This is a genomic window from Streptomyces sp. NPDC059852 (genome assembly GCF_042731455.1).
In the GTDB taxonomy this organism is placed as follows: domain Bacteria; phylum Actinomycetota; class Actinomycetes; order Streptomycetales; family Streptomycetaceae; genus Streptomyces.
In genome coordinates this window covers 132,974-155,108 of the sequence record NZ_JBHWJK010000005.1, presented here as the reverse complement: position 1 = coordinate 155,108, position 22,135 = coordinate 132,974, and the positions used below count along the sequence as shown (strand labels likewise).

The following is a 22,135-nucleotide window of genomic DNA, read 5'->3' as shown; positions in this document are numbered from 1 at the left end:
CGAAGACGAGTCGCCGAGAGTACACCATCCGTGCGCACAGTGGGTACGGTCAGGTTGTGACCCAGGTCACCAGTTCGACCACCCGGTCCCGCGACCATTAGGGGTCGTACCTCAGGGTCGTCTCAGGGGCGCGGTGCGGAACTGCCGGACGCACGGACCCGTTCTCAGGGCAGAGAGCGGCAGTGGCCGCGAAGGAGGCGACGCACATGTCGAAGAACGCGAAGATCGCCGCGGGTGGAGTGGCGGTCGGCCTCATCCTGCTGATCTGGCTGCCCTGGTGGGCGGCACTCCTGATAGTGCTGGGAGTCCCGGCCGCCGCCTACCTCACGCTCGACCCGTCGCAGCGGCGCAGGCTGCGCCGCGCCACCCGCAAGGAGCTCGGTCGCTGACCGGCCCCCCCGCGGGCAGCGGGCCAGGCGTCTACAGCGCGCAGGAGTTGACCACGTCACCGTCCGCGGGCCTCCCGACCGTCCGGTCCGCAGGCGGACGCACGCCTCGCTCCACCCACGAGACGAGCTCGTCGAAGGCGGACCGATAGCAGGGCAGGATCGGCCGGAGCCGGTCCGGATAGGTGTCGTACAGGCCGTCGACATGCGTGCCGCCGACGACGGTGACATAGCTGTGCAGCCGGCCTCGTCCGCTCCCGTCGACCATGCGCGCGTACACGTCGGAGTCGGCGGCCTTCGGCAGCAGGGTGTCCAGATCGCCGTGCAGGGTGATCAGGGGGCGGCCGATGCGTCCGGTCAGGGCGACGCGGGCCACGGCGCGATGCACGGAGGCGGGCCGGGAGGCGTAGTCGTAGGCGGCGTCGGAGGCGCAGGGCGCCAGGATCTCCTCGACGGTGCCGCCGGCCGAGGTTCCCGGGCAGGCGGGATCGTAGGTGGGGTCGAACTCGGCGCGGTAGATCTTCTGCGTGATACCCCAGTACGCCCGTTCGTGATAGGGCCACAGGAACTCGGAGCCGCGGGCGAAACCGGCCGCGTACAGGTCCTCGTCGCGTGCGGAGCCGAGCATGCGTGCCACGGCGGTCGGCAGGGAGGTGAGGAGACTGGGTCCGTGCGCCGTCCACAGCGCGCCCTCCCAGTCCACGCCGCCGTCGTAGAGCTCGGGGTGGTTCTCCAGCTGCCACCGGGTGAGGTACCCGCCGTTGGAGATGCCGGTCATGTACGTCCGGCGGGGAGCGTGGCCGTACCGCTGGGCCACGGCCTTGCGTGCGGCCCGCGTCAGTTCGGTGGTGCGCCGGTTCCACTCGGCGACGGCGTCGCCGGGCCGCCGGCCGTCGCGGTAGAAGTCGGCGCCGCTGTTGCCCTTGTCGGTCGCCGCGTAGGCGTATCCCCGCGCCAGCACCTGATCGGAGATCGCCGTGTCCGTCGCGTACTGCTTACGGGTCCCCGGCGCCCCGGTCACCACGAGACCGCCGTTCCACCGGTCGGGCATCCGGATCACGAACTGCGCGTCATGGTTCCAGCCGTGCGTGGCGTTGAAGCGGGAGTTGTCCGGGAAGTAGCCGTCGATCTGGATTCCGGGGATCCCCGACGGTGTCCGGGTGTCGCGGGCCGTCAGCCCGGCCTGGTCGGTCATGTCGGTGTACGGCGTACCGGCGAGGCCCGTCGTCGTCAGATCGTCGAGGCACGCGGTCTGCTGGAAGGCGGCACCCGGTACCCGCACACGGTCCTGGCGGGCGCAGTGCCGCTCGCCCCCCGTCGCGGCCGAGGCGGGGGCGGGCCCACCGAGGGACGCGGCCAGCAGGGTGGCGGCGAGAAACGGAACGGCTCTGGACAGGCGCATGACAGCACTCCTGGCGGAAGGGGACGAGCACATGAGGGAAACGAGCCTCGAGGGCTGCCCCATCGTGCGGTCCTGGCTCCGCCTCATCCATGGGCCGGCACCACATGGAACACCGCTGCCGTATGGGTCCCCACACCAAGGGCCCGGTCGTGGCCGAAGCCGACGGGCGCACGCCACCGGCCGCATCACGCGCGGACGCATGACACCCCGCCTACGGAAGCGCCAGGCGTCGTCAGCGGGCTCAGCTGGGGCGGACCGCCATCTTGTCGAGCGCCTCAAGCAGCCCCGGCAGCTCGGGTCCGCGGCCCACCGGCAGGACCTCGCCCGGCTCGTCGTCCAGCAGCACGAAGGCGATGTCGTCCGTCCGGGCGACGAGGGACCAGCCGGGGCCGTCCGCCCGCAGGGTGCGCGCGTCACCGGAGGCGAAGGACGAGCGGACGCGGCCCAGCGGAGGCGGGGAGTCCACGTACGCGCGCGCCTCGGCCAGCACCCGCCGGATGCCGCTGTGGCCTCCCTGCACGGCGGGCCTGCTCTCGCCCTGCCGGCCGTCCTCGGCCTGCTGGCTCTCCTGCGGCGCCTCGACGGCGGCAACGGTCGCGGCCGGGGCGAAGGCGTCGTCGTCGATCTGCTCGCGCCACGTCGCCCACTGGAGGGCGATCTCGTCGGCGCCCAGCCGCCGCTGGGCCGGTCCCCACACGCTCGTGTCCGGCGGCGTCAGCGGTGGGCCGTCCGCGATCTCGGGGTCCGGGTCGTGCGGCGCGGGCACGTTGGGGGCGGCGACGGCGACGGCGAGCGGCCAGCCGGGAAGGGCGGCCACGACCGTGCGCTCGTCAGGCGACAGGTCGTACTCCATCCCGCAGTCCCAGGACGCGATGGCCACGGCCACCAGGGAGACGTCATCGATGACCACCGTCCACCGCGCGCCCTCGCCGTCCTGGCCGAGCACCAGGCCGTAGCCCTCCGCGAGCGGCGCGAGTCCGAGCGCCGCGCAGGCCTCCGGATAGTCGTCGCCCAGCACGCTCGGGAACTTCGCCGGCGTCAGCAGCACCGCCGTGAGCACATAGAGCGCATCGTCCGCGGCGGCGACGGCCTCCTCGTCCGTCCCGGCCATCCCAGCCTCCCCATCGGTTCGTCCATCGGCGCGCACCCTAGTGCGCCCGCAAGCCCCTTGTCACGACTCCGCGACACCCCGGGCCTGCAGGTTTCCGGCCGCACGGGGCGAAATCGACCGCGAACGGCACCCATGGTGCGGCCTCTGTCACGTCGTCGGGAGCCCCAGGAGCGCACGCGCGACGGCCTGCGGAGACTCGTCGCGCTCGCGGGCCAGCGTGAGCACGGCCCGGCAGGCCAGCTCACTCACCCCGAAGGACAGGGCCTCCGGAGACACCCAGCCGCTGGCCTCGTCGATCCGCTCCTGGTCGTCCGCCGCGCGCGCTGAGACGTACACGGCTGCGGCCTCGAACAGATTGTGCGTGCCGGACTCCTTGCCGCTGTCCTGCTCCAGACGCAGAGAGCGGAAAACTCTGGCGCACGACTCGCGCAGCCTGCTCCACATGTGGACACCTTCCCCCTGTGTAGGACGAATGACCGTGCAAGATCAACCGAAACGCGGACGAAACGGAAGCAGAGATGAGCGAATATGACGACGGACGTCGAACGCTCATCCACCCATCCCACGCTAGGAGTTGCGGCCGCCGCCGCATAAGGGGGCCTCGCCGCAGCGACGGCCTCCGGGCGCCGCCTCCGGGTCGGGGCCGTCATGGTCGGGCCGGCCCCGAGACGTCAGGACGTCCGTACCGCCAGGGCCAGGAAGCGGTCGTCCTCGTCGACGTACGACGTCATGCGCCACCCGGAGCCGGCCAGGAGCGGCCGAAGGTTCGCCTCGGCGCGCAGGTCGTCCCGGGTGAGCTGTCGGCCGTGCCGGGCCGCCAGCGCCGCCCGGCCGATCGGATGGAACAGGGCCAGCGTGCCGCCGGGCCGCACGACCCGGGCCACCTCGCGCAGGTCCTCCGCCGGATGTGGCAGGTGCGCGATGAGGCCCGCCGCGAACACGGCGTCCACCGACCCCGGCCTCAGCGGCAGGGCGGCCACGTCGGCGAGCAGCAGCCGCCCGTCGCGGTCACGTCCGGCGCGCCTGGCGGCCTCCAGCATGGCCGGGGTGAGATCGACGCCCAGGACCACACCGGAGGCGCCCACGGCGGCGCGCAGGGGCGGCAGCGCGCGCCCGGTGCCGCAGCCCGCGTCGAGCACCCGATCTCCGTCGCGCAGTCCCAACTCGGCGACGGCCGCCGCGTAGGCGGGGCCGTCGTCCGGGAACCGGCTGTCCCAGCCGTCGGCGCGGGCGGTGAAGAACTCCTGCACGTGTGTGTGGTCGTCGCTCATGCACCGCATGATTCCTCACCGGCACGGATGACGCGGCTGTGCACACGTTCGAACCTCATGTGGTCGTTCCGGCGCATCTCCGGGTCATATTCCAACACCTTTCGAAATGCGCCCCCTTCGTGCTCCCGTGCCCCGGCTAGCGTCCCGGGGCCATGGGACACCTGGACCACGCCGCCCTCGGCTGGCTGACCCCCGCCCTTTCGTACGTGATGGCCTGCACGGGCGCCGCGCTGGGACTGCGCTGCACCGTGCGCGCGCTCGGCGCCACCGGCCGCTCCCGCCGCAACTGGCTCGTCACCGCGGCCTCGGCGATCGGCACCGGCATCTGGACCATGCACTTCGTGGCCATGCTGGGCTTCAGCGTCAGCGGCACCGACATCCGCTACGACGTCCCGCTCACCGTGCTGAGTCTCCTCGTGGCCATGGCCGTCGTCTGCGGTGGTGTCTTCGCGGTCGGCTACAGCAAGGACCGCACGCGCGCGCTGTTCCTCGGCGGCCTGACCACCGGGGTCGGCGTGGCGAGCATGCACTACCTGGGCATGGCCGCCGTACGGCTCCACGGTGACATCACCTACGACCCCGTCCTCGTCGCGCTCTCGGTCCTGATCGCTATCGCCGCGGCGACGGCCGCGCTGTGGGCGGCGCTCAACATCAAGTCCCCGGTCGCGGTCGCCGTCGCCTCCCTGATCATGGGGGCGGCGGTCAGCAGCATGCACTACACCGGGATGTTCGCGGTCCATGTGGACGTCGTCCCGGCGGGTGGGGTTCTGCCCGGGGCCACGGCGATGCAGTTCATCTTCCCCCTCGCCGTCGGCCTCGGGTCCTACCTCTTCCTGACCTCCGCCTTCGTCGCGCTGTCGCCCGCCGCCGGAAAGCGTGAGGCGCCCGCGCCGGCCCCGCGCGCCGTCGGACGGACCACCGGCTGACCGTGCCCACGGGGCCCGCACGGCCACCGGAGCAGGTCCCCGAACCACTCCCGATCGAGGAGGCCATGCGTACCCCCCGCAGCAGCACCACAGCCGACGCCGGAACCCCGTCCCCGCCTCCCGTGCGCGGACGCCGCGCGCACGCCGGACCACCGGCCGACGAAGGACTCGAGGACTCATCGGGCGCGAGCCCCGACACCGCGTCCGGGCGCGCCCTGCGTCCCCGCACGGTCCGCGCCAAGATCGTCTGTCTGCTGATGGTCCCGGTCGTGTCGCTGCTGGCCCTGTGGGCCTTCGCCTCCGTCACCACGGCACAGGACGTCGCCAGGCTGCGCCAGCTCCAGCGCGTGGACGACGGGATCAGGGACCCCGTCGCGGCCGCCGTGGCCGCGCTCCAGGCCGAGCGCACGGCGGCGGTGCGCTACGCGACCGATCCGTCCCCCGGCCGGGCGGCGGACTTCAAGCGGCTCTCGCAGGACAGCCGGCAGGCGGTGGCGGAGCTGCGGCTCGGGAAGCGCAACACCGTCGCCGACGGCGAGGAGTTCCCGACCGGGGTGGCCCCGCGGCTCACGACCTTCGTGACGGGCGCGGAACGGCTGAGCGTCGTGCGGGACGACGTCCTCGACCGCCGCTCCGGCTGGCAGGGGGCGTACGGGCACTACACGCAGACCATCGAGACCGCCTTCGCCGTGCTGGGCGCGCTGACCGGCGTCCAGGACGCCGAACTCGGCTCCGACGCGCGCGTGCTGCTGGAATTCGCCCGCGCGGGAGAGGCACTCGCCCAGGAGCAGGCGGTGCTGGACAGTGCCCGCCTCGCCGGACGCCTCGACGGCACGCGGCTGCGGCTGTTCACCGGCGCCGTCGCCACCCGCCGTACCCTCACCGGCTCAGCCGTCGCCGACCTGCACGGCACCCAACGGGCGGCCTGGCAGCGGCTCGCCGCCGGCGACGACTACGCCACCGTCACCGTCCTGGAGGACACGGTCACCGCCACCCGGCCCGGCTCACCGGCGCCGGCGTCCGACGCGGGTGCGGGGGCCGGCTGGAGCGCGGCACACGCGCGCGTGCAGGGCGCGATGCGCACCATCCAGCAGGACGCCGGACGCGCGGTCGCGGACCGCGCCGACCCGTTCACCCGGGGGCTGCTCACCCCGGCCGGCGCCGCCGTGCTCTTCGGCCTGCTCGCCGTCGCCGCGTCGCTCGTCATCTCGGTGCGCATCGGGCGCGGCCTCGTCGTGGAACTGGTGACCCTGCGGGACACGGCTCTGGAGATCGCCCGGCACAAACTCCCCGAGGCCATGCGGAGGCTGCGGGCCGGCGAGGAGATCGACGTCCGCAGCGAGGCGCCGCCCGGGCCGCCCGCCGAGGACGAGGCCGGTCAGGTCGGCGAGGCCCTGAACACCGTGCACCGCGCTGCCCTGCGGGCGGCCGTGGAGCGCGCGGAACTCGCCAGCGGTGTCTCGGGGATCTTCGTGAACCTCGCCCGCCGCAGCCAGGTCCTCGTGCACCGACAGCTGACCCTGCTGGACAGCATGGAGCGGCGCAGCGACGACCCGAACGAACTGAGCGACCTCTTCCGGCTCGACCACCTCACCACCCGTATGCGGCGCCACGCGGAGAGCCTGATCATCCTCTCCGGCGCGGCTCCGGGGCGGGCGTGGCGGATGCCGGTCTCCCTCACCGACGTGGTGCGCGCGGCCGTCTCGGAGGTCGAGGACTACGCGCGCGTGGAGATGCGGCAGCTTCCGGAGGCGTCCGTCCTCGGTGCGGCCGTCGCCGACCTCACCCACCTCCTGGCCGAACTCATCGAGAACGCGGCGCAGTTCTCACCCCCGCACACGCGTGTGCGCATCACCGGCGAACCCGTCGGCAACGGGTACGCCGTCGAGGTCGAGGACCGCGGCCTCGGCATGGGCAAGGAGGCCCTCGCCGAGGCCAACCGGCGCATCGAGCAGTCCGAGGCGCTGGACCTGTTCGACAGCGACCGGCTCGGCCTGTTCGTGGTCAGCCGGCTCGCCTCCCGGCACGGCGTCAAGGTGCACCTGAGCACCTCGCCGTACGGCGGCACCACCGCCGTCGTGCTGCTGCCCACCGCCCTGCTGCACGACAGCCCGGCGGAACGTTCCACCCCGGACACGGCCGACGCCGAGCGGCCCGCCGAACACGACTACGCGCGCGTGCCCGTCACCGAACGCCGCCAGGAGTCCGTGCCCACCGCCGCCGAACGCCCCGCCCTGGTGGCCCCCGCGCCCGAGCCGACCCGCACCTCACCCCCCGGAGTCACGACCTTGCGACTTCACCGGCCCCCGGACGACTCCGGCACCATCGAGAACCTGCCACGCCGGGTCCGGCAGGCGAGCCTCGCACCCCAGCTGCGCGAACGCCACGCGGACGACACCGCGCGGACGGCACCGGCGGAGCGGCCCGACCACGGGCGCACCCCCGAAGTCGTCAGGGACCGCATGGCCGCCTACCGCGACGGGTGGGCGCGCGGCGGCGGCAGGCCACCCGGCAGTGACACCCCATCCGATCCCGCAGAGCGCCGCGACGGCACCGAAGGAGACTTCGCATGATCCCGGACCCGAGCAGGAGGGGCGCCGGTCGGTCCGGCGAACTCGACTGGCTGCTGGACGACCTGGTGGCGCGGGTGAGCGAGGTACGGCACGCCGTCGTGCTCTCCAACGACGGGCTGGCGGTCGGATCGTCGTCCGATCTGCGCCGCTCCGACGCCGAGCATCTCGCCGCCGTCGCCTCCGGATTCCACTCCCTCGCCAAGGGCACCGGCCGGCACTTCGGGGTCGGCGGAGTGCGCCAGACCATGGTCGAGATGGACGACGCCTTCCTCTTCGTGGCGGCGGCGGGCGACGGCTCCTGCCTCGCCGTCCTGACCGCCGTGACCGCCGACATCGGCCTGGTGGCCTACGAGATGGCACGGATGGTCAAACGGGTCGGCGAGCACCTGCGCACCCCGACCCGCACCACCACCCGGCCGCCCGCCGGGGGATGAGACCGAAGGGCGGCCGGCGCACATGAACGCGCAAGACCCCGACACCCGGCGCGAGCAGGGCAGTCAGTGGTACGACAACGAGGCCGGGCCCCTGGTGCGGCCGTACGCGATGACGGGCGGACGCACCAGACCCGGCCCCACCGGGGTGACGTTCGACCTGATCGCCCTCGTCACCCTGTCCACCGCCGCACCCGGCACGGACGACGACAGCACGCTCGGGCCGGAACACCGTGCCCTGATCGAACTGTGCCGCCCGGAGACCCAGTCGGTCGCCGAACTGGCGGCGGGCGCCGACCTGCCCGTCGGCGTGGTCCGGGTCCTCCTCGGCGACCTGCTGGAACGCGGGCGGGTCACCGTCAGCCGCCCGGTACCACCCGCCCATCTGCCCGACGAACGCATCCTGCGCGAGGTCATCGAGGGCCTGCGTGCGCTGTAGTCGCCGGACACCGGCGGGAGGGCGGGGCGTGAGATTTCCGAACCCAGGCGGTCCGTACGGCCCTCGGCGCGCACCCGTACGGACATCGAACAGGTACGAGACGGTCGCATCGGGCAAAAAGCGGTCCAACCCCACGAAGAGAAGGGTCCGTTGTCATGATGCTGACTTCGCGCAGTGACGTCGACCTATGCCGGCACTCCAGAGAGAAGTGAGCGATGGTCTCCGAGCACTCCGACGCCTTCGACGGCGACAACTCCGCCCTGGCGTTGAAGATCCTTGTCGCCGGCGGGTTCGGCGTGGGCAAGACGACCCTGGTGGGCGCGGTCAGCGAGATCAAGCCGCTGCGCACCGAGGAACTGCTCAGCGAGGTGGGGCAGTCGGTCGACGACACGGACGGCGTCGACCACAAGGTCACGACGACGGTCGCCATGGACTTCGGGCGCATCACCATCCGGTCGGGGCTGTCCCTCTACCTCTTCGGCACCCCCGGCCAGGACCGCTTCTGGTTCCTGTGGGACGAACTGTCCCAGGGCGCCCTGGGGGCCGTGGTCCTCGCGGACACCCGCCGGCTCGAGGACTGCTTCCCCGCCGTCGACTTCTTCGAGCACCGGCACATCCCGTTCGTCGTGGCCGTGAACTGCTTCCCCGGCGCCCGCGCGTACGGCGCCCAGGACGTCGCCCGCGCCCTGGACCTGGACCCGGGGACACCGGTGGTCATCTGCGACGCCCGGGACCGCGACTCGGGGAAGGAGGTGCTGATCCGCCTCGTCGAGTACGCCGGGCGGATGCACACCGCCCGGCTGCTCGACTCCGTCGGCTGACGGTCCGCTCGCGGGCCGCCGGATCAGTCGGCGACGTCGCGCTCCGCCAGAACCCTGTCGATCGTGACGCGGACGAGGAGTTCGCCGGGCACGCCATTGCGGGCCCCGAACTCCTCGGCGCGCTCCTCGCCCATGTAGCGCGCCCCGATCCGCCCGGCCCAGTGCCGCAACTCGTCCAGATCCTCCGACACGCGCGCGTGTCCCTGGATCACCACGAAGGCGTACGGCGGACGGTCGTCGTCCACGCACAGCGCCACCCGGCCGTCACGGACCACGTTGCGGCCCTTCACGCTGGACGCGGCGGTGTTGAACACCAATTCGTCGCCGTCCAGCACGAACCAGATCGGCGTCACGTGCGGGCTGCCGTCGGCCCGCACCGTGGAGAGCTTTCCGGTGCGGGTGCCCTGCGAGACGAACGCCCGCCATTCGTCCTCGGTCATCTTCTTCGCCATGCCTCCCATCCTCCTTGCCCGAGGGCCGGATGGTCCGCAATGGTGTCGAAGAGTTCCTCCGGTGGCGGAGGGCTCATCTACACGGGGAGACCGGACCATGGTGCAGAACCAGAAGCTCGGCTGGCTGCTGGACGACCTGACACAACGCGTCGACCATGTGCGGCACGCGCTGGTGCTGTCGAACGACGGGCTGGTGACCGGAGCGAGCAAGGGGCTGAGGCAGGAGGACGCCGAGCACCTCGCCGCCGTCTCGTCCGGGCTGCACAGCCTCGCCAAGGGCTCGGGACGGCACTTCGGGGCGGGCACGGTCCGTCAGACGATGATCGAGTTCGACGACGCCGTCCTCTTCGTGACCGCCGCCGGGTCGGGCAGCTGTCTGTGTGTGCTCAGCGGCGCGGAGGGCGACATCGGCCAGATCGCCTACGAGATGACCCTGCTCGTCAACCGGGTCGGGGAGCATCTCGACGTGGACGCCCGGCGGCCCGGGGCCGCCCCGCTCACAGACCTCTGACACAGACCTCTGACCTGCCCATTCGTCAACCCTGACGGAGTTATCCACAGGCCCGCCGCGACAGGCGGCGGCCGGGCTACATTTCTGTCACGGCGCACGCACCGAGCGTGACCGACCGACTCCACGGGGGAGACACACCATGCCTGGCGACACCAAGACGACACCGCACGAGCGCCCCGTCGCGCCGAGCCGCGCGGCCCGGGACCTCGGGCTCCGGCGAAGCGACCTCGACCTCGCGGTGCACCTCGGTCTGGTCCGGACCGTTCCCGACGGGGGAGGGGGCGGCGGACGCCGCGTCACGCGGTCCGAACTCGACCGGGTGCGCTCGGCGGAGGGATTCCCGGACGCCCTGCTGGCCCGGGTCGAGGTCGTGGGCACGGCTGAGGCCGCGCGGCTCCTGGACGTCCCGGCCGGCCGGTTCACCCGCCTCGCCCGCCTGGGCCTGGTCGTCCCCACCAAGTGGTACCTCAACCGGTACCGCGCGGTCGTCTGGCTGTACCTCGCCGAAGAGCTGAGCCGGTTCGCCGCCGACGAGGAGAACATCCCGCTCCTCAAGGCCCGCCGGATGCCCGAGGGACCACGGGCCCTGCTGGACGCGGGCGTGGATCTGCGGCCACGCAACTGGCGCGGACGGCACCGCGGCTTCCTGCTGCGCCAGTGCGACGGCCCGTGGGAGAGGGCCGGAGCGTTCGCCGCCTTCCTCGACCCGGTCGAGATCGCGGAGGCCGTCCCCGACCCCTACGAGCGGTCCCATCTGAACCGCTTCCGGCCGGGGCCGCCGGTGGCGGGCGCTCCGGGATCGCCCTCCGCGCGTATCGCCGAGCGGATCATGACGGCGGACGACGCGGACGAGGTGGCCCTGCTCCGGACCGAGTTGACCGCACTCGTACAGGAGGCGGGGGAAGCACGGCCCGCCCCGCGCCCCACGCCACGGCGGGCGCCCGCCCCGCCCTGGCCCCTCGCACCTCCGCCGGGAGGGCCGAAGGCACCGCGCGGGCTGCTGGGACGGCTCCGCCGCCGGCCCGCCGCGGCTACAGCGCCCTGAACAGACCCTCCTGGACGACCGACACCAGCAGACGGCCCTCCCGGTCGTAGATCCGGCCCCGGGCGAGTCCCCGCCCGCCGGTCGCGATCGGCGACTCCTGGTCGTAGAGGAACCACTCGTCCGCCCGGAACGGCCGGTGGAACCACATGGCGTGGTCCAGCGACGCCATGTCGAAGCCCCGCGGCCCCCACAGGGGCTCGACCGGGATACGCACGGCGTCCAGGAGCGTCATGTCACTCGCGTACGTCAGCGCGCAGGTGTGCACCAGCGGGTCGTCGCCCAGCGGCCCGACCGCGCGCATCCACACCGCGCTGCGCGGATCGGCGCCCTTGACCTCGGCCTCGGTCCAGCGCAAGCGGTCGACATAGCGGATGTCGAAGGGCTGACGCCGGGCCATCCGCTCCAACTGCTCCGGCAGAGCGCCGAGATGCTCACGGATCTCGTCGGCGACCGTCGGCAGCGTCTCGGGCGCCGGGACCTCACGGGCCGGCGGCAACTGATGCTCGAAGCCTCCCTGCTCGGGCTTGTGGAAGGAGGCGGTGAGATTGAAGATCGTGCGGCCCTGCTGCACGGCGGTGACCCGGCGGGTCGTGAACGACCTGCCGTCCCGGACCCGTTCGACCTGGTACACGATCGGCACCCCGGGCCGCCCCGGGCGCAGGAAGTACGCGTGCAGCGAGTGCACGGGGCGGTCGCCCTCGGTGGTGCGTCCGGCGGCGACCAGGGCCTGGCCGGCCACCTGGCCGCCGAAGACCCGCTGCAAGGACTCCTGCGGACTGCGGCCGCGGAAGATGTTGACCTCGATCTGCTCCAGGTCGAGCAGGTCGACGAGCCTCTCGGCCGGGTTGGTCGTCATGCGTGCGTCTCTCCCCCCAGGGTCACAGCTGGCCGACGTCGGTGACCCGGACGATTGCGCGGCCCTCCGCGTCGGACGCCGTGAGATCGACCTCCGCGCTGATGCCCCAGTCGTGATCGTCGTTGGGATCGTCGAAGATCTGGCGCACCCGCCACAGCCGGTTCGCGGGCTCCTCCTCGATCACCAGAAGCTTCGGGCCGCGGGCGTCCGGGCCGGTGCCGAGGTCGTCGTACTCGTCCCAGTACTTGTCCATCGCCTCGCCCCACGCGTCGGCGTCCCAGCCCGACTCCGCGTCCATCTCGCCCAGTTCCTCGACCTGGTCGAGCGCGGCGAGCTCCACGCGCCGGAACATGGCGTTGCGGACGAGAACCCGGAAGGCACGGGCGTTGGTGGTGACCGGCTTGACCTCGTCGGCCTTCTCCTGCGCCTCCTCCGCCGTCATCACCTCGGGATTGGCCAGCTGTTCCCACTCGTCGAGCAGACTGGAGTCGACCTGGCGCACCATCTCACCCAGCCACTCGATCAGGTCCTGCAGGTCCTCCGACTTCAGATCGTCGGGGATGTTGTGGTCGAGGGCCTTGAAGGCACTGGCGAGGTAGCGCAGCACGATGCCCTCGGTGCGGGCCAGCTCGTAGAACGACACCAACTCGGTGAAGGACATGGCCCGTTCGTACATGTCCCGCACCACGGACTTCGGCGACAGCGGGTGATCGCCGACCCACGGGTGACTCTTGCGGTACGTGTTGTACGCGTGGAAGAGCAGCTCCTCCAAGGGCTTGGGGTACGAGATGTCCTGGAGGCGCTCCATGCGCTCCTCGTACTCCACGCCGTCCGCCTTCATCGCGGCGACGGCCTCGCCCTTCGCCTTGTTCAGCTGGGCGACGAGGATCTGCCGCGGGTCGTCCAGGGTGGACTCCACGACCGACACCATGTCCAGGGCGTACGACGGCGAATCGGGCTCCAGCAACTCGAACGCGGCCAGCGCGAACGTCGACAGCGGCTGGTTCAGCGCGAAGTCCTGCTGCAGGTCGACCGTGAGCCGGACGATGCGGCCGGTGGCGTCCGGTTCGTCGAGCTTCTCCACGATGCCGCCGTCCAGCAGCGACCGGTAGATCGCGATCGCACGGCGGATGTGGCGCAGCTGCTGCTTGCGAGGCTCGTGGTTGTCCTCCAGCAGGTGCCGCATCGCGTCGAACGCGTTGCCGGGCCGGGCGATCACCGAGAGCAGCATGGTGTGCGTGACCCGGAAACGGGACGTCAGCGGCTCCGGCTCCGAGGCGATCAGCTTCTCGAAGGTGTTCTCCGTCCAGCCGACGAACCCCTCCGGGGCCTTCTTGCGGACCACCTTGCGGCGCTTCTTCGGATCGTCACCGGCCTTGGCGAGCGCCTTCTCGTTCTCGATGACATGCTCGGGCGCCTGCGCCACCACGAGGCCCGCCGTGTCGAAACCGGCCCGCCCCGCGCGGCCCGCGATCTGGTGGAACTCGCGGGCGCGCAGCGTACGGACCCGGCTGCCGTCGTACTTCGTCAGGGCCGTGAACAGCACCGTCCGGATCGGCACGTTGACGCCGACGCCGAGCGTGTCGGTGCCGCAGATGACCTTCAGCAGTCCAGCCTGTGCCAGCTTCTCCACCAGACGCCGGTACTTCGGCAGCATGCCGGCGTGATGGACGCCGATGCCGTGGCGGACGTACCGGGACAGGTTCCGGCCGAACTTGGTGGTGAACCGGAAGCTGCCGATCAGCTCGGCGATCTGGTCCTTCTCCTCGCGCGTGCACATGTTGATGCTCATCAGCGCCTGAGCCCGCTCCACGGCCTGCGCCTGCGTGAAGTGCACGATGTAGACCGGCGCCTGCTTGGTCTCCAGCAGTTCCGTCAGCGTCTCGGTGAGCGGCGTGAGGCGGTACTCGTAGGACAGCGGCACCGGCCGGGTCGCCGAGCGGACCACGGCGGTCGGCCGGCCCGTGCGCCGGGTCAGGTCCTTCTCGAACATCGAGACGTCGCCGAGCGTCGCGGACATCAGGATGAACTGCGCCTGCGGAAGCTCCAGGATGGGGATCTGCCAGGCCCAGCCGCGGTCCCCCTCCGCGTAGAAGTGGAACTCGTCCATCACGACCTGGCCGACGTCGGCGTGCTTGCCGTCGCGCAGCGCGATCGACGCGAGCACCTCCGCGGTGCAGCAGATGACGGGGGCGTCCGCGTTGACGGACGCGTCGCCCGTCAGCATCCCGACGTTCTCCGTGCCGAAGAGCTTGCACAGCTCGAAGAACTTCTCGGAGACGAGCGCCTTGATCGGGGCGGTGTAGAAGGTGACCTCGTCACGGGCCAGCGCCGCGAAGTGGGCGCCCGCCGCGATCATGCTCTTGCCGGAGCCGGTGGGCGTCGAAACGATCACGTTCGCACCGGAGACCACCTCGATCAGCGCCTCCTCCTGATGGGGGTAGAGCGTGAGACCACGCTCCCCGGCCCACGACTCGAAGGCTTCGTAGAGGGCGTCGGGGTCGGCGGTCTGCGGCAGCTGATCGATGAGGGTCACCCACCCATCTTGCCTGCCCGGTGCCCGCACAGGGGAATCGGCTGCGGAGAGGAAGATCGCGAACGCTACGCTGTGTCGCCGGCCGCAGGTCAGCGGACCCGGTCAACTGGACAGCGGCACACGAGGAATGGGGCGGGCGACGCCGATGATGGGACCAGCACACTCACTGTCGGGGGCCGCCGCCTGGCTCGGCGTCGGAGCGGCCGCCGCAGCCACGGGCCACGGGATGCCGTGGCCCGTGCTCCTCACCGGTGCGCTGATCTGCGCCGGAGCCGCGCTGGCGCCGGACCTCGACCACAAGGCGGCCACCATCTCGCGGGCCTTCGGACCGCTGTCGCGCTGGCTCTGCGAGATCGTCGACAAGCTGTCGTACGCCGTCTACAAGGGCACGAGGAAGCCGGGCGACCCCCGGCGCTCGGGCGGCCACCGCACCCTGACCCACACCTGGCTCTGGGCGGCCCTCATCGGCGGCGGCACCTCGGCGCTGGCGATGACGGGGGACCGCTGGGCGGTGCTGGCGATCCTCTTCGTGCACCTGGTGCTGGCGATCGAGGGCCTGCTGTGGCGCGCGACGCGGGGCGCGAGCGCCGATGTGCTGGTGTGGCTGCTCGCCGCCACCAGCTCGTGGATCCTCGTGGGCATCCTGGACCAGCCGGGCCACGGCTCGAGCTGGCTGTTCACGGAGCCGGGCCAGGAGTACCTGTGGCTGGGCCTGCCCGTCGTGCTGGGTGCCCTGGTGCACGACATCGGGGACGCGCTCACGGTGTCCGGCTGCCCGATACTGTGGCCCATCCCGGTGGGCCGCAAGCGCTGGTACCCGCTGGGCCCGCCGCAGTTCATGCGCTTCCGGGCCGGCAGCTGGGTGGAGCTGAAGGTGCTGATGCCGGCGTTCATGGTCCTGGGCGGCGTGGGCTGCGCGGCGGCGCTGAACGTGATCTGACCGGGCCACGGCCCTCTTCCCTCGGCCGTGGGCCCCGTCGTCCGGGCGCCGGGTCAGCCGCCCTGACCGGCTCCGCCGCTTCCGTATCGCCGCTCGAACGCGGCGACGCGGCCCTCGGTGTCCACCGTGCGGGCCTTGCCCGTGTAGAAGGGGTGACTCTCCGAGGAGATCTCGACGTCCACGACCGGGTAGGTCTCGCCGTCGTCCCACTCGATGGTCTGCTCGCTGGTCGCCGTGGACCGGGTCAGGAAGGCGTAACCGGCGGCGCGGTCACGGAAGACGACCGGGTGGTAGTCGGGGTGCTTGTCCTGCTGCATGCGTACTCCTCGTGTGGCGGCTTCGGGCCGGAGGCGGAGGGGCCGGGCTGCGGGGCGTCCTGTGAGGGCACCGGGGGGCGGGGCCTGCTGGTGAGCGTCGTGTGCGGACCGGGCTGGGCGTCAGCCGGACAGGGCGTCCTCGTCGACGATGTGCATGGCGGCCTCCTCCGCGGACGCGGCCGCTCCGTCGATGCCGACGTCGGTGGCGACGAGCGCGCTCTCCTCGTCCTCGTGGGCACCCTCGTCCGGGGCCACGAGCCGTCCGGAGCGCGAGTCCCCGACCTCCTCGTCGAGCAGTTCCCCGTCGGTGTCCTCGGCGTCCCCCATGCCGTCGCCGTCCGGAGTGGCGAGGTCGGGCAGCTCCTCGGCGAGCCGCTGGTCGAGGGTCTCGCCGCGATGGCGCTCGGCGGCGGTGACGCCGTCGTGCTCCACCGCCCAGGGACGTTCCGGAGGGGACCAGCCGCGATCCAGGGGGTCGTCGACGCCGTCCTCCTCCAGGGTGTCCTCGGCGTCGAGAAGCCCCGTGTCCTCACGCTGCTCGTCGCGGTCCGGCTGGTAGACGTCGTCACCCCATCCGTCGGCGCTGTTCACGGGTACCTCCAGGTGGTGGGGAAGGGCCCGAGGTCACCGCGGTCGACGGCGTGGCGCCGCGACGCGGGGCACAGGCCGCACGCGGCGCGAACCGCGAGGTTCCCGGGTGCTCCCCGAACCGGTGCCGATATCCAGCCTTCCACCCCTTTTCACCCCCGCGCAACGGCACGGCCTCGGTCCGTGGCCTTCCGGGCACGGACCGAGGACGGCGACCCCGGCGCCCGGACGGCCGCGCCGGCCGCGCCGGCCCGGGGGAGGGCCGCCCTTCGGACGGGCGGCGCCCCGCGCCACCGGGGAAGGCCGCCGCCGAGCGCGGCCACCGGGGCCACCCCACCGCGGCCACCCCCTCACCTATGCCACGACCGCCACAGCGCCGCGTAAGCACCGTCCGCCTCCACCAGCTCCGCATGGCTGCCGAGCTCGCTGATGCGGCCGTTCTCCACGACGGCGATGAGGTCCGCGTCGTGGGCCGTGTGCAGGCGGTGCGCGATGGCGACGACCGTGCGGCCGTCGAGGACCCGGGCCAGCGAGCGCTCCAGGTGGCGGGCGGCCCGGGGGTCGAGGAGCGAGGTCGCCTCGTCCAGGACCAGGGTGTGCGGGTCGGCCAGCACCAGACGGGCCAGCGCGATCTGCTGGGCCTGGGCCGGCGTGAGCGCGAATCCGCCGGAGCCGACCTCGGTGTCCAGGCCCTCCTCCAGCGCGCGGGCCCAGCTGTCCGCGTCGACCGCGCGGAGCGCCTCCCACAGCTCGGCGTCCGTGGCCCCGGTGCGGGCCAGCAGCAGGTTGTCGCGCAGGGAGCCCACGAAGACGTGGTGCTCCTGGTTGACGAGGGCCACATGGGCACGGACGCGTTCGGCGGGCATCCGGGACAGTTCCGCGCCGCCGAGGGTGACGCGGCCGTCCCTGGGGGCGTAGATGCCGGCGAGCAGCCTGCCCAACGTGGACTTGCCGGCGCCCGACGGGCCGACCAGGGCGAGACGGGTGCCGGGCGCGACCTCCAGGGAGACCTTGCGCAGCACGTCGACGCCGTCCAGATAGCCGAAGCGGACCCGGTCCGCATGCACGTCCCGCCCGTCCGGCGTCAACCGGTCGTCCCCGGCGTCCGGCTCGATGTCCCGGACGCCGACCAGCCGGGCCAGGGACACCTGCGCCACCTGCAACTCGTCGTACCAGCGCAGGATCAACCCGACCGGGTCCACCAGCATCTGGGCGATCAGCGCGCCGGTGGTCAGCTGGCCGACCCCGATCCAGCCCTGCAGGACGAACACGCCGCCGATGAGCAGCACGGAGGACAGGACGGTCACATGGGTGATGTTGATCGCCGGGAAGAGGACCGACCGCAGCCACAGCGTGTAGCGCTCCCAGGCGGTCCACTGCTTGATGCGCAGATCGGACTGCTGGATCCGGCGTTGGCCGAGCCGATGGGCCTCCACCGTGCGCCCGGCGTCCACGGTCTCGGTCAGCGCGGCGGCCACGGCGGCGTACCCGGCGGCCTCCGAGCGGTAGGCGGCGGGCGCCCGCCGGAAGTACCAGCGGCAGCCGGCCACCAGCAGTGGCACCGCGACGAGGACGGCTGCGGCGAGGAGCGGGGAGGTGACGACGAGCCCGCCCAGCAGCAGGGCCGCCCACACCACGCCGATCGCGAGCTGCGGCACCGCCTCCCGCATGGCGTTGCCGAGACGGTCGATGTCGGTGGTGATCCGGGACAGCAGGTCGCCCGTCCCGGCCCGTTCCAGCACGCCGGGCGGCAGCCCCACCGACCGGACGAGGAAGTCCTCGCGCAGATCGGCCAGCATCCGCTCGCCGAGCATGGCGCCGCGCAGCCGCACCTGCCGGACGAACACGGCCTGGACGGCGAGCGCGGCCACGAACAGCCCGACCGTGAGCTCCAGATGGAGGTCGCGCTCGGCGACGCCGTCCGACACCCGTTCCACCAGCCCGCCCAGCAGCCAGGGCCCCGTCATGGAGGCGACAACCGCGGCGGTGTTCACGAGGACGAGGAGCAGGAACGCACGGCGGTGCCGGCGGAACAGCTCGGCCACGTAGGCGCGTACGGTCGCCGGGGCGCCGACCGGCAGTGTGCTCGCGGTCGTCGGGGCCGCCGGGTCGTAGGCCGGGGGTGCGACGCCGATCATGCCGACTCCTCGATCTCTTCCAGTTCCTTCATGACGTCGTCCAGGCCGGACGCCGCTCGTGCCGCGGCCGGAAGGCGGCCACGCCCGCCCGGCACCGGCGACTGCCGGACCCCGTCCTGGCCGCCGTCCCGGTCCTCGTCCGGTTCGCGGGTCACCACGGCCCGGTACCGGGGTTCGGAGTGCAGCAGTTCGCGGTGGACGCCGACGGCGACGACCTGGCCCTCGTGGACGAGGACCACCCGGTCGGCACGGTCCAGGAGGAGGGGCGAGGAGGTGAACACCACCGTGGTGCGCCCCGCCCGCAACTCCCGTACGCCCTGGGCGATCCGGGCCTCCGTGTGGGAGTCGACGGCCGAGGTCGGCTCGTCGAGGACCAGGACCTCCGGGTCCGTGACCAGTGACCGGGCGAGCGCGAGCCGCTGGCGCTGGCCGCCGGACAGGGACCGTCCGCGTTCGGTGATCCGGGCGTCCATCGGATCGGCGGCGCCGAGGGACCCCTGGACCAGGGCGGCCAGGACGTCCTCGCACTGGGCGGCGGCCAGGGCCGGTTCGGCACCCACCGCCCCCGACCGCGGTACGTCGAGGAGGTCGCGCAGGGTGCCGGAGAGCAGCACCGGGTCCTTGTCCTGCACCAGCACGGCCGTGCGGGCGGTGTCGAGCGGCACCTCGTCCAGCGGCACACCGCCCAGCAGGACCGACTCGCCCTTCTCCGAGTCCTTCCCCGAGCCCTTCTCCGAGTCCTTCTCCGAGTCCTTCCCGGAGCCCTTCTCCGAGTCCTTCCCCGAGCCCTTCTCCGAAGGGTGTCCGCCGAGCCGTTCGGCCAGCCGCCCGGCCGCGTCAGGGTCACCGCACACGACGGCCGTGAGCCGGCCGGCCGGGGCGAGCAGTCCGGTCGCCGGGTCGTACAGGTCGCCGGACGGCGGTTCGGTCCCGGTCAGGGTGCCGCCGGTGTCGGTGGCCCGTTCCAGCGACAGCACCTTCGCGGCCCGCCGGGCCGACGGCCGGGAGAAGGAGTACGCCATCGCGATCTCCTCGAAGTGCCGTAGCGGATAGGTGAGGATCATGACCGAGCTGTAGACGGCGACGAGTTCGCCGACGCCGATGCGGCCCGCACCGGCGAGGTGGACGCCGTACCAGACCACGGTGATCAGCAGCAGGCCCGGCAGGAGGACCTGGATCGCGGAGATCAGGGACCACATGCGGGCGCTGCGCACCGCCGCGTGGCGCACTTCCTGGGAGGCCGCGCGGTAGCGGTCGAGGAAGAGTTCCTCGCCGCCGATGCCCCGCAGCACCCGCAGTCCGGCGACGGTGTCGGAGGCCAGTTCCGTGGCACGGCCCGCCTTCTCGCGCTGGACGTCCGCCCGCCGGGTCGCGCGGGGGAGCAGCGGCAGGACGGCGAGCGCCAGCACGGGCAGGCCCACCGCGACGACCACGCCGAGCGCGGGCTGGTAGACGACGAGGCCGACGCAGACCACGACGATGGTGACCGCGGCCGCCGTGAAACGCGACAGGGCCTCGACGAACCATCCGATCTTCTCGACGTCGCCCGTGGACACGGCCACGACCTCGCCGGCCGCGACCCGCCGGGTCAGCGCCGAGCCCAGATGGGCGGCCTTGCGGGCCAGCAGCTGCTGGACGCGGGCGGCCGCGGTGATCCAGTTGGTGACCGCGGCCCGGTGCAGGAAGGCGTCGCCGAGCGCGCTGCCCGCGCAGCACAGGGCCAGCAGTCCGCCCGCCAGCGCGAGCCGGCTTCCGGACCGGTCGACGACGCCTTGCACGGCGACGCCCACGCAGAACGGCAGCGCCGACACCGACAGGAAGTGCAGCAGTCCCCAGGCGAGGGCCTTGAACTGGCCGTCCAGCTGGTTCCTGAAGAGCCACCACAGGAAGCGGGGACCGGAGCGGGCGTCGGGCACACCCGGGTCGGGGTACGGAAGGTCTTGAATCTGCATGACGTCCCACTGGCTCGTGACAGGGAGGGGGAGGAGCAGTGCCGGTGCGGGGAGGGGGCCACGCACGGCGGCAGCAAACCGTGACAGGTTGACGTCGTGGCGTGGCCGCGCGCAAACGGTTTTCCGTGGCGCCGCTCGGATCCGGTCCGGGCCGGATCCCGCCCTCGGCCCGGCCGCGGTGCCACCATGGAGCGATGCGCATCCGCAGTACTCGACGGGCGGTGGCCGTGTCAGCGGCCGCCGCGTCCCTGCTGATGGTCCTCACGGCGTGCGACGGCGCGCGGCCCGGCGCGGGCGCGGGCGCGGAACCCGGCAGAGCGACCCGCACCCCCTCGACCGGTGCGGCGGAGGCGACGCGCATCCCCGGCATCGGCGACCGCTGGCACGCGCGCGTCCCCGAGGCGTCCGAACAGGTCGTGGCGGTCTACGGGGACGGCGAGAACTCACCCGACGCCACGGTCGTGTTCTACGAGAAGCGGGGCTCCACCTGGGAACGGGCGCGCAGTTGGCCCGCGCACAACGGCAAGAAGGGCTGGACCACCGACCATCACGAGGGCGACAACCGTAGCCCGGTGGGCGTCTTCACGCTGAGCGACGCGGGCGGCGTACGGGCGGACCCGGGCGCCAAGTTGCCGTACACGCGTTCGCCGGGCTTCGCCGCGCCGCGCTGGTGGGCCGAGTCGCACTGGCACGACTTCGACTACGTCATCGCCATCGACTACAACCGGATCAAGGGCATGTCCCCCAACGACCCCACCCGTCCCGAGGGCCGGCACAAGGGTGGGAGCATCTGGCTGCACATGGACCACGGCAGTGGTACGTCCGCCTGCGTCAGCCTGTCCGAATCGGGGATGCGGTATCTGCTCCGTACGCTCGATCCGGCTCGGCATCCTGTGGTGGTGATGGGGGACAGGGCGGACCTGCGGCGCTCGAACTGACGGCGGCGGGCCGGAACGACGACCCGCTGACGCACCACGCTCTCAGCACCCGTGGCCGCCGGTCCCCCCGTCCACCAGGGTGTCCAGGAGGACGCCCAGGACCGACCGCTGCTCCTCCGTCAGCGGCGCGAGGATCTCCTCCGCCGCCGACCGGCGCGCCCGGTGCAGCTCGCGCAGCGCGGCGCGCCCGTCGTCCGTGAGCTCGATCCGGATGACCCGCCGGTTGGTCGGATCCGGGACCCGGCGTACCGTCCCGTTCGCCTCCAGCGCGTCGACCAGGGTCGTCACGGCGCGCGGCACGACCTCCAGCCGTTCGGCGAGGTCGGCCATCCGCGGGGGCGCGTCATAGTGCGCCAGGGTGCGCAGAAGCCGGGACTGTGCCGGAGTGATCCCGACGCCGCACTCCTGCAGGTGCCGTTTCTGGATCCGGTGCACCCGGCGGGTGAGGCGCAGCAACTGCTCGGCGAGCGGGCCGTCGGCATCGGGCATGGTCATGCGGGAA

General features: G+C 72.6%; 22 protein-coding genes. 10 read left to right on the top strand and 12 right to left on the bottom strand.

All coding sequences use genetic code 11. The features are described from left to right. The first annotated feature begins 206 nt into the window (after positions 1-206). Positions 207-389, top strand: a complete 183-nt coding sequence (locus ACFV46_RS08695) for a hypothetical protein (RefSeq protein WP_053751218.1) — start codon at positions 207-209, stop codon at positions 387-389. Between the two features lie 31 nt (positions 390-420). On the opposite strand, the gene ACFV46_RS08690 is transcribed toward ACFV46_RS08695, so the two are convergent. The 4 genes from ACFV46_RS08690 to ACFV46_RS08675 form a co-directional block, all read right to left on the bottom strand. Then, positions 421-1,788 carry a tannase/feruloyl esterase family alpha/beta hydrolase gene (locus ACFV46_RS08690; protein WP_385497532.1) on the bottom strand — a complete coding sequence of 456 codons (1,368 nt, stop codon included), beginning with the start codon at positions 1,786-1,788 and terminating at the stop codon, positions 421-423. A gap of 241 nt (positions 1,789-2,029) precedes the next feature. Then, positions 2,030-2,899 (bottom strand): hypothetical protein, encoded by an 870-nt coding sequence (locus ACFV46_RS08685; protein WP_385497531.1) that lies wholly within the window; start codon positions 2,897-2,899, stop codon positions 2,030-2,032. A 147-nt stretch (positions 2,900-3,046) separates the two neighbouring features. Then, on the bottom strand, positions 3,047-3,343 hold the full coding sequence (locus tag ACFV46_RS08680) for a hypothetical protein (RefSeq protein WP_283289516.1): 297 nt from the start codon (positions 3,341-3,343) through the stop codon (positions 3,047-3,049). Between the two features lie 227 nt (positions 3,344-3,570). Further along, positions 3,571-4,179: a class I SAM-dependent methyltransferase gene (locus ACFV46_RS08675; RefSeq protein WP_385497529.1), complete on the bottom strand. Its 609-nt coding sequence runs from the start codon at positions 4,177-4,179 to the stop codon at positions 3,571-3,573. A 143-nt stretch (positions 4,180-4,322) separates the two neighbouring features. Between ACFV46_RS08675 and ACFV46_RS08670 the strand changes: the two genes are divergently transcribed. The 5 genes from ACFV46_RS08670 (at position 4,323) to ACFV46_RS08650 (ending at position 9,360) form a co-directional block, all read left to right on the top strand. Then, on the top strand, positions 4,323-5,096 hold the full coding sequence (locus tag ACFV46_RS08670) for an MHYT domain-containing protein (RefSeq protein WP_376728482.1): 774 nt from the start codon (positions 4,323-4,325) through the stop codon (positions 5,094-5,096). 65 nt (positions 5,097-5,161) lie between these two features. Next, complete coding sequence (locus ACFV46_RS08665; RefSeq protein WP_385497528.1) at positions 5,162-7,669, top strand: nitrate- and nitrite sensing domain-containing protein; 2,508 nt, start codon at positions 5,162-5,164, stop codon at positions 7,667-7,669. After that, positions 7,666-8,103 carry a roadblock/LC7 domain-containing protein gene (locus ACFV46_RS08660; protein WP_361930378.1) on the top strand — a complete coding sequence of 146 codons (438 nt, stop codon included), beginning with the start codon at positions 7,666-7,668 and terminating at the stop codon, positions 8,101-8,103. Before ACFV46_RS08665 ends, ACFV46_RS08660 begins: the two co-directional genes overlap by 4 nt. Before the next feature lie 22 nt (positions 8,104-8,125). Beyond that, the gene (locus ACFV46_RS08655) at positions 8,126-8,539 is read left to right on the top strand and encodes a DUF742 domain-containing protein (RefSeq protein ID WP_385497526.1); all 414 of its coding nucleotides are present in this window, start codon (positions 8,126-8,128) and stop codon (positions 8,537-8,539) included. 215 nt (positions 8,540-8,754) lie between these two features. After that, positions 8,755-9,360 (top strand): ATP/GTP-binding protein, encoded by a 606-nt coding sequence (locus ACFV46_RS08650; protein ID WP_151782797.1) that lies wholly within the window; start codon positions 8,755-8,757, stop codon positions 9,358-9,360. Positions 9,361-9,383: 23 nt separating this feature from the next. Here the strand turns inward: ACFV46_RS08650 and ACFV46_RS08645 are convergent, their stop codons facing one another. After that, positions 9,384-9,812 carry a PPOX class F420-dependent oxidoreductase gene (locus tag ACFV46_RS08645; RefSeq protein ID WP_385497525.1) on the bottom strand — a complete coding sequence of 143 codons (429 nt, stop codon included), beginning with the start codon at positions 9,810-9,812 and terminating at the stop codon, positions 9,384-9,386. Between the two features lie 97 nt (positions 9,813-9,909). On the opposite strand from ACFV46_RS08645, the gene ACFV46_RS08640 reads away from it, so the two are divergent. Both ACFV46_RS08640 and ACFV46_RS08635 read left to right on the top strand, forming a co-directional pair. Then, positions 9,910-10,323, top strand: coding sequence for a roadblock/LC7 domain-containing protein (locus tag ACFV46_RS08640; protein WP_361930372.1), 414 nt, complete (start codon positions 9,910-9,912; stop codon positions 10,321-10,323). A 139-nt stretch (positions 10,324-10,462) separates the two neighbouring features. Next, positions 10,463-11,368: a DUF6397 family protein gene (locus ACFV46_RS08635; protein ID WP_385497524.1), complete on the top strand. Its 906-nt coding sequence runs from the start codon at positions 10,463-10,465 to the stop codon at positions 11,366-11,368. On the opposite strand, the gene ACFV46_RS08630 is transcribed toward ACFV46_RS08635, so the two are convergent. After that, positions 11,355-12,224, bottom strand: coding sequence for an acyl-CoA thioesterase (locus tag ACFV46_RS08630; protein WP_385497522.1), 870 nt, complete (start codon positions 12,222-12,224; stop codon positions 11,355-11,357). The genes ACFV46_RS08635 and ACFV46_RS08630 overlap by 14 nt on opposite strands. Positions 12,225-12,246: 22 nt before the next feature. After that, a complete protein-coding gene (locus ACFV46_RS08625) occupies positions 12,247-14,760 on the bottom strand; it encodes a DUF3516 domain-containing protein (protein WP_385497520.1) in 2,514 nt (837 codons plus the stop codon). Between the two features lie 145 nt (positions 14,761-14,905). Here ACFV46_RS08625 and ACFV46_RS08620 point away from each other — a divergent pair, with 145 nt between their 5' ends. Continuing rightward, positions 14,906-15,700, top strand: coding sequence for a metal-dependent hydrolase (locus ACFV46_RS08620; RefSeq protein ID WP_376728487.1), 795 nt, complete (start codon positions 14,906-14,908; stop codon positions 15,698-15,700). A 53-nt stretch (positions 15,701-15,753) separates the two neighbouring features. On the opposite strand, the gene ACFV46_RS08615 is transcribed toward ACFV46_RS08620, so the two are convergent. The 4 genes from ACFV46_RS08615 to ACFV46_RS08600 form a co-directional block, all read right to left on the bottom strand. After that, positions 15,754-16,017: a type B 50S ribosomal protein L31 gene (locus tag ACFV46_RS08615; RefSeq protein ID WP_361930360.1), complete on the bottom strand. Its 264-nt coding sequence runs from the start codon at positions 16,015-16,017 to the stop codon at positions 15,754-15,756. A gap of 120 nt (positions 16,018-16,137) precedes the next feature. Then, the gene (locus ACFV46_RS08610) at positions 16,138-16,608 is read right to left on the bottom strand and encodes a DUF5709 domain-containing protein (protein WP_361930357.1); all 471 of its coding nucleotides are present in this window, start codon (positions 16,606-16,608) and stop codon (positions 16,138-16,140) included. A 347-nt stretch (positions 16,609-16,955) separates the two neighbouring features. Further along, a complete protein-coding gene (locus tag ACFV46_RS08605; protein WP_385497519.1) occupies positions 16,956-18,743 on the bottom strand; it encodes an ABC transporter ATP-binding protein in 1,788 nt (595 codons plus the stop codon). Further along, a complete protein-coding gene (locus ACFV46_RS08600; RefSeq protein ID WP_385497517.1) occupies positions 18,740-20,695 on the bottom strand; it encodes an ABC transporter transmembrane domain-containing protein in 1,956 nt (651 codons plus the stop codon). The genes ACFV46_RS08605 and ACFV46_RS08600 overlap by 4 nt, the downstream gene beginning before the upstream one ends. Before the next feature lie 194 nt (positions 20,696-20,889). Here ACFV46_RS08600 and ACFV46_RS08595 point away from each other — a divergent pair, with 194 nt between their 5' ends. Next, positions 20,890-21,633, top strand: coding sequence for a L,D-transpeptidase family protein (locus tag ACFV46_RS08595; protein ID WP_385497516.1), 744 nt, complete (start codon positions 20,890-20,892; stop codon positions 21,631-21,633). Between the two features lie 42 nt (positions 21,634-21,675). Here ACFV46_RS08595 and ACFV46_RS08590 read toward each other — a convergent pair whose 3' ends face one another. Further along, positions 21,676-22,128: a MarR family winged helix-turn-helix transcriptional regulator gene (locus ACFV46_RS08590; RefSeq protein ID WP_376728491.1), complete on the bottom strand. Its 453-nt coding sequence runs from the start codon at positions 22,126-22,128 to the stop codon at positions 21,676-21,678. Positions 22,129-22,135: the final 7 nt, after the last annotated feature.

Bases quoted from the DNA above. Each gene is read 5' to 3' on its own strand.
- ACFV46_RS08695 (WP_053751218.1), top strand. From the start codon at position 207: ATGTCGAAGAACGCGAAGATCGCCGCGGGTGGAGTGGCGGTCGGCCTC.
- ACFV46_RS08690 (WP_385497532.1), bottom strand. From the start codon at position 1,788: ATGCGCCTGTCCAGAGCCGTTCCGTTTCTCGCCGCCACCCTGCTGGCC.
- ACFV46_RS08685 (WP_385497531.1), bottom strand. From the start codon at position 2,899: ATGGCCGGGACGGACGAGGAGGCCGTCGCCGCCGCGGACGATGCGCTC.
- ACFV46_RS08680 (WP_283289516.1), bottom strand. From the start codon at position 3,343: ATGTGGAGCAGGCTGCGCGAGTCGTGCGCCAGAGTTTTCCGCTCTCTG.
- ACFV46_RS08675 (WP_385497529.1), bottom strand. From the start codon at position 4,179: ATGCGGTGCATGAGCGACGACCACACACACGTGCAGGAGTTCTTCACC.
- ACFV46_RS08670 (WP_376728482.1), top strand. From the start codon at position 4,323: ATGGGACACCTGGACCACGCCGCCCTCGGCTGGCTGACCCCCGCCCTT.
- ACFV46_RS08665 (WP_385497528.1), top strand. From the start codon at position 5,162: ATGCGTACCCCCCGCAGCAGCACCACAGCCGACGCCGGAACCCCGTCC.
- ACFV46_RS08660 (WP_361930378.1), top strand. From the start codon at position 7,666: ATGATCCCGGACCCGAGCAGGAGGGGCGCCGGTCGGTCCGGCGAACTC.
- ACFV46_RS08655 (WP_385497526.1), top strand. From the start codon at position 8,126: ATGAACGCGCAAGACCCCGACACCCGGCGCGAGCAGGGCAGTCAGTGG.
- ACFV46_RS08650 (WP_151782797.1), top strand. From the start codon at position 8,755: ATGGTCTCCGAGCACTCCGACGCCTTCGACGGCGACAACTCCGCCCTG.
- ACFV46_RS08645 (WP_385497525.1), bottom strand. From the start codon at position 9,812: ATGGCGAAGAAGATGACCGAGGACGAATGGCGGGCGTTCGTCTCGCAG.
- ACFV46_RS08640 (WP_361930372.1), top strand. From the start codon at position 9,910: ATGGTGCAGAACCAGAAGCTCGGCTGGCTGCTGGACGACCTGACACAA.
- ACFV46_RS08635 (WP_385497524.1), top strand. From the start codon at position 10,463: ATGCCTGGCGACACCAAGACGACACCGCACGAGCGCCCCGTCGCGCCG.
- ACFV46_RS08630 (WP_385497522.1), bottom strand. From the start codon at position 12,224: ATGACGACCAACCCGGCCGAGAGGCTCGTCGACCTGCTCGACCTGGAG.
- ACFV46_RS08620 (WP_376728487.1), top strand. From the start codon at position 14,906: ATGATGGGACCAGCACACTCACTGTCGGGGGCCGCCGCCTGGCTCGGC.
- ACFV46_RS08615 (WP_361930360.1), bottom strand. From the start codon at position 16,017: ATGCAGCAGGACAAGCACCCCGACTACCACCCGGTCGTCTTCCGTGAC.
- ACFV46_RS08605 (WP_385497519.1), bottom strand. From the start codon at position 18,743: ATGATCGGCGTCGCACCCCCGGCCTACGACCCGGCGGCCCCGACGACC.
- ACFV46_RS08600 (WP_385497517.1), bottom strand. From the start codon at position 20,695: ATGCAGATTCAAGACCTTCCGTACCCCGACCCGGGTGTGCCCGACGCC.
- ACFV46_RS08595 (WP_385497516.1), top strand. From the start codon at position 20,890: ATGCGCATCCGCAGTACTCGACGGGCGGTGGCCGTGTCAGCGGCCGCC.
- ACFV46_RS08590 (WP_376728491.1), bottom strand. From the start codon at position 22,128: ATGACCATGCCCGATGCCGACGGCCCGCTCGCCGAGCAGTTGCTGCGC.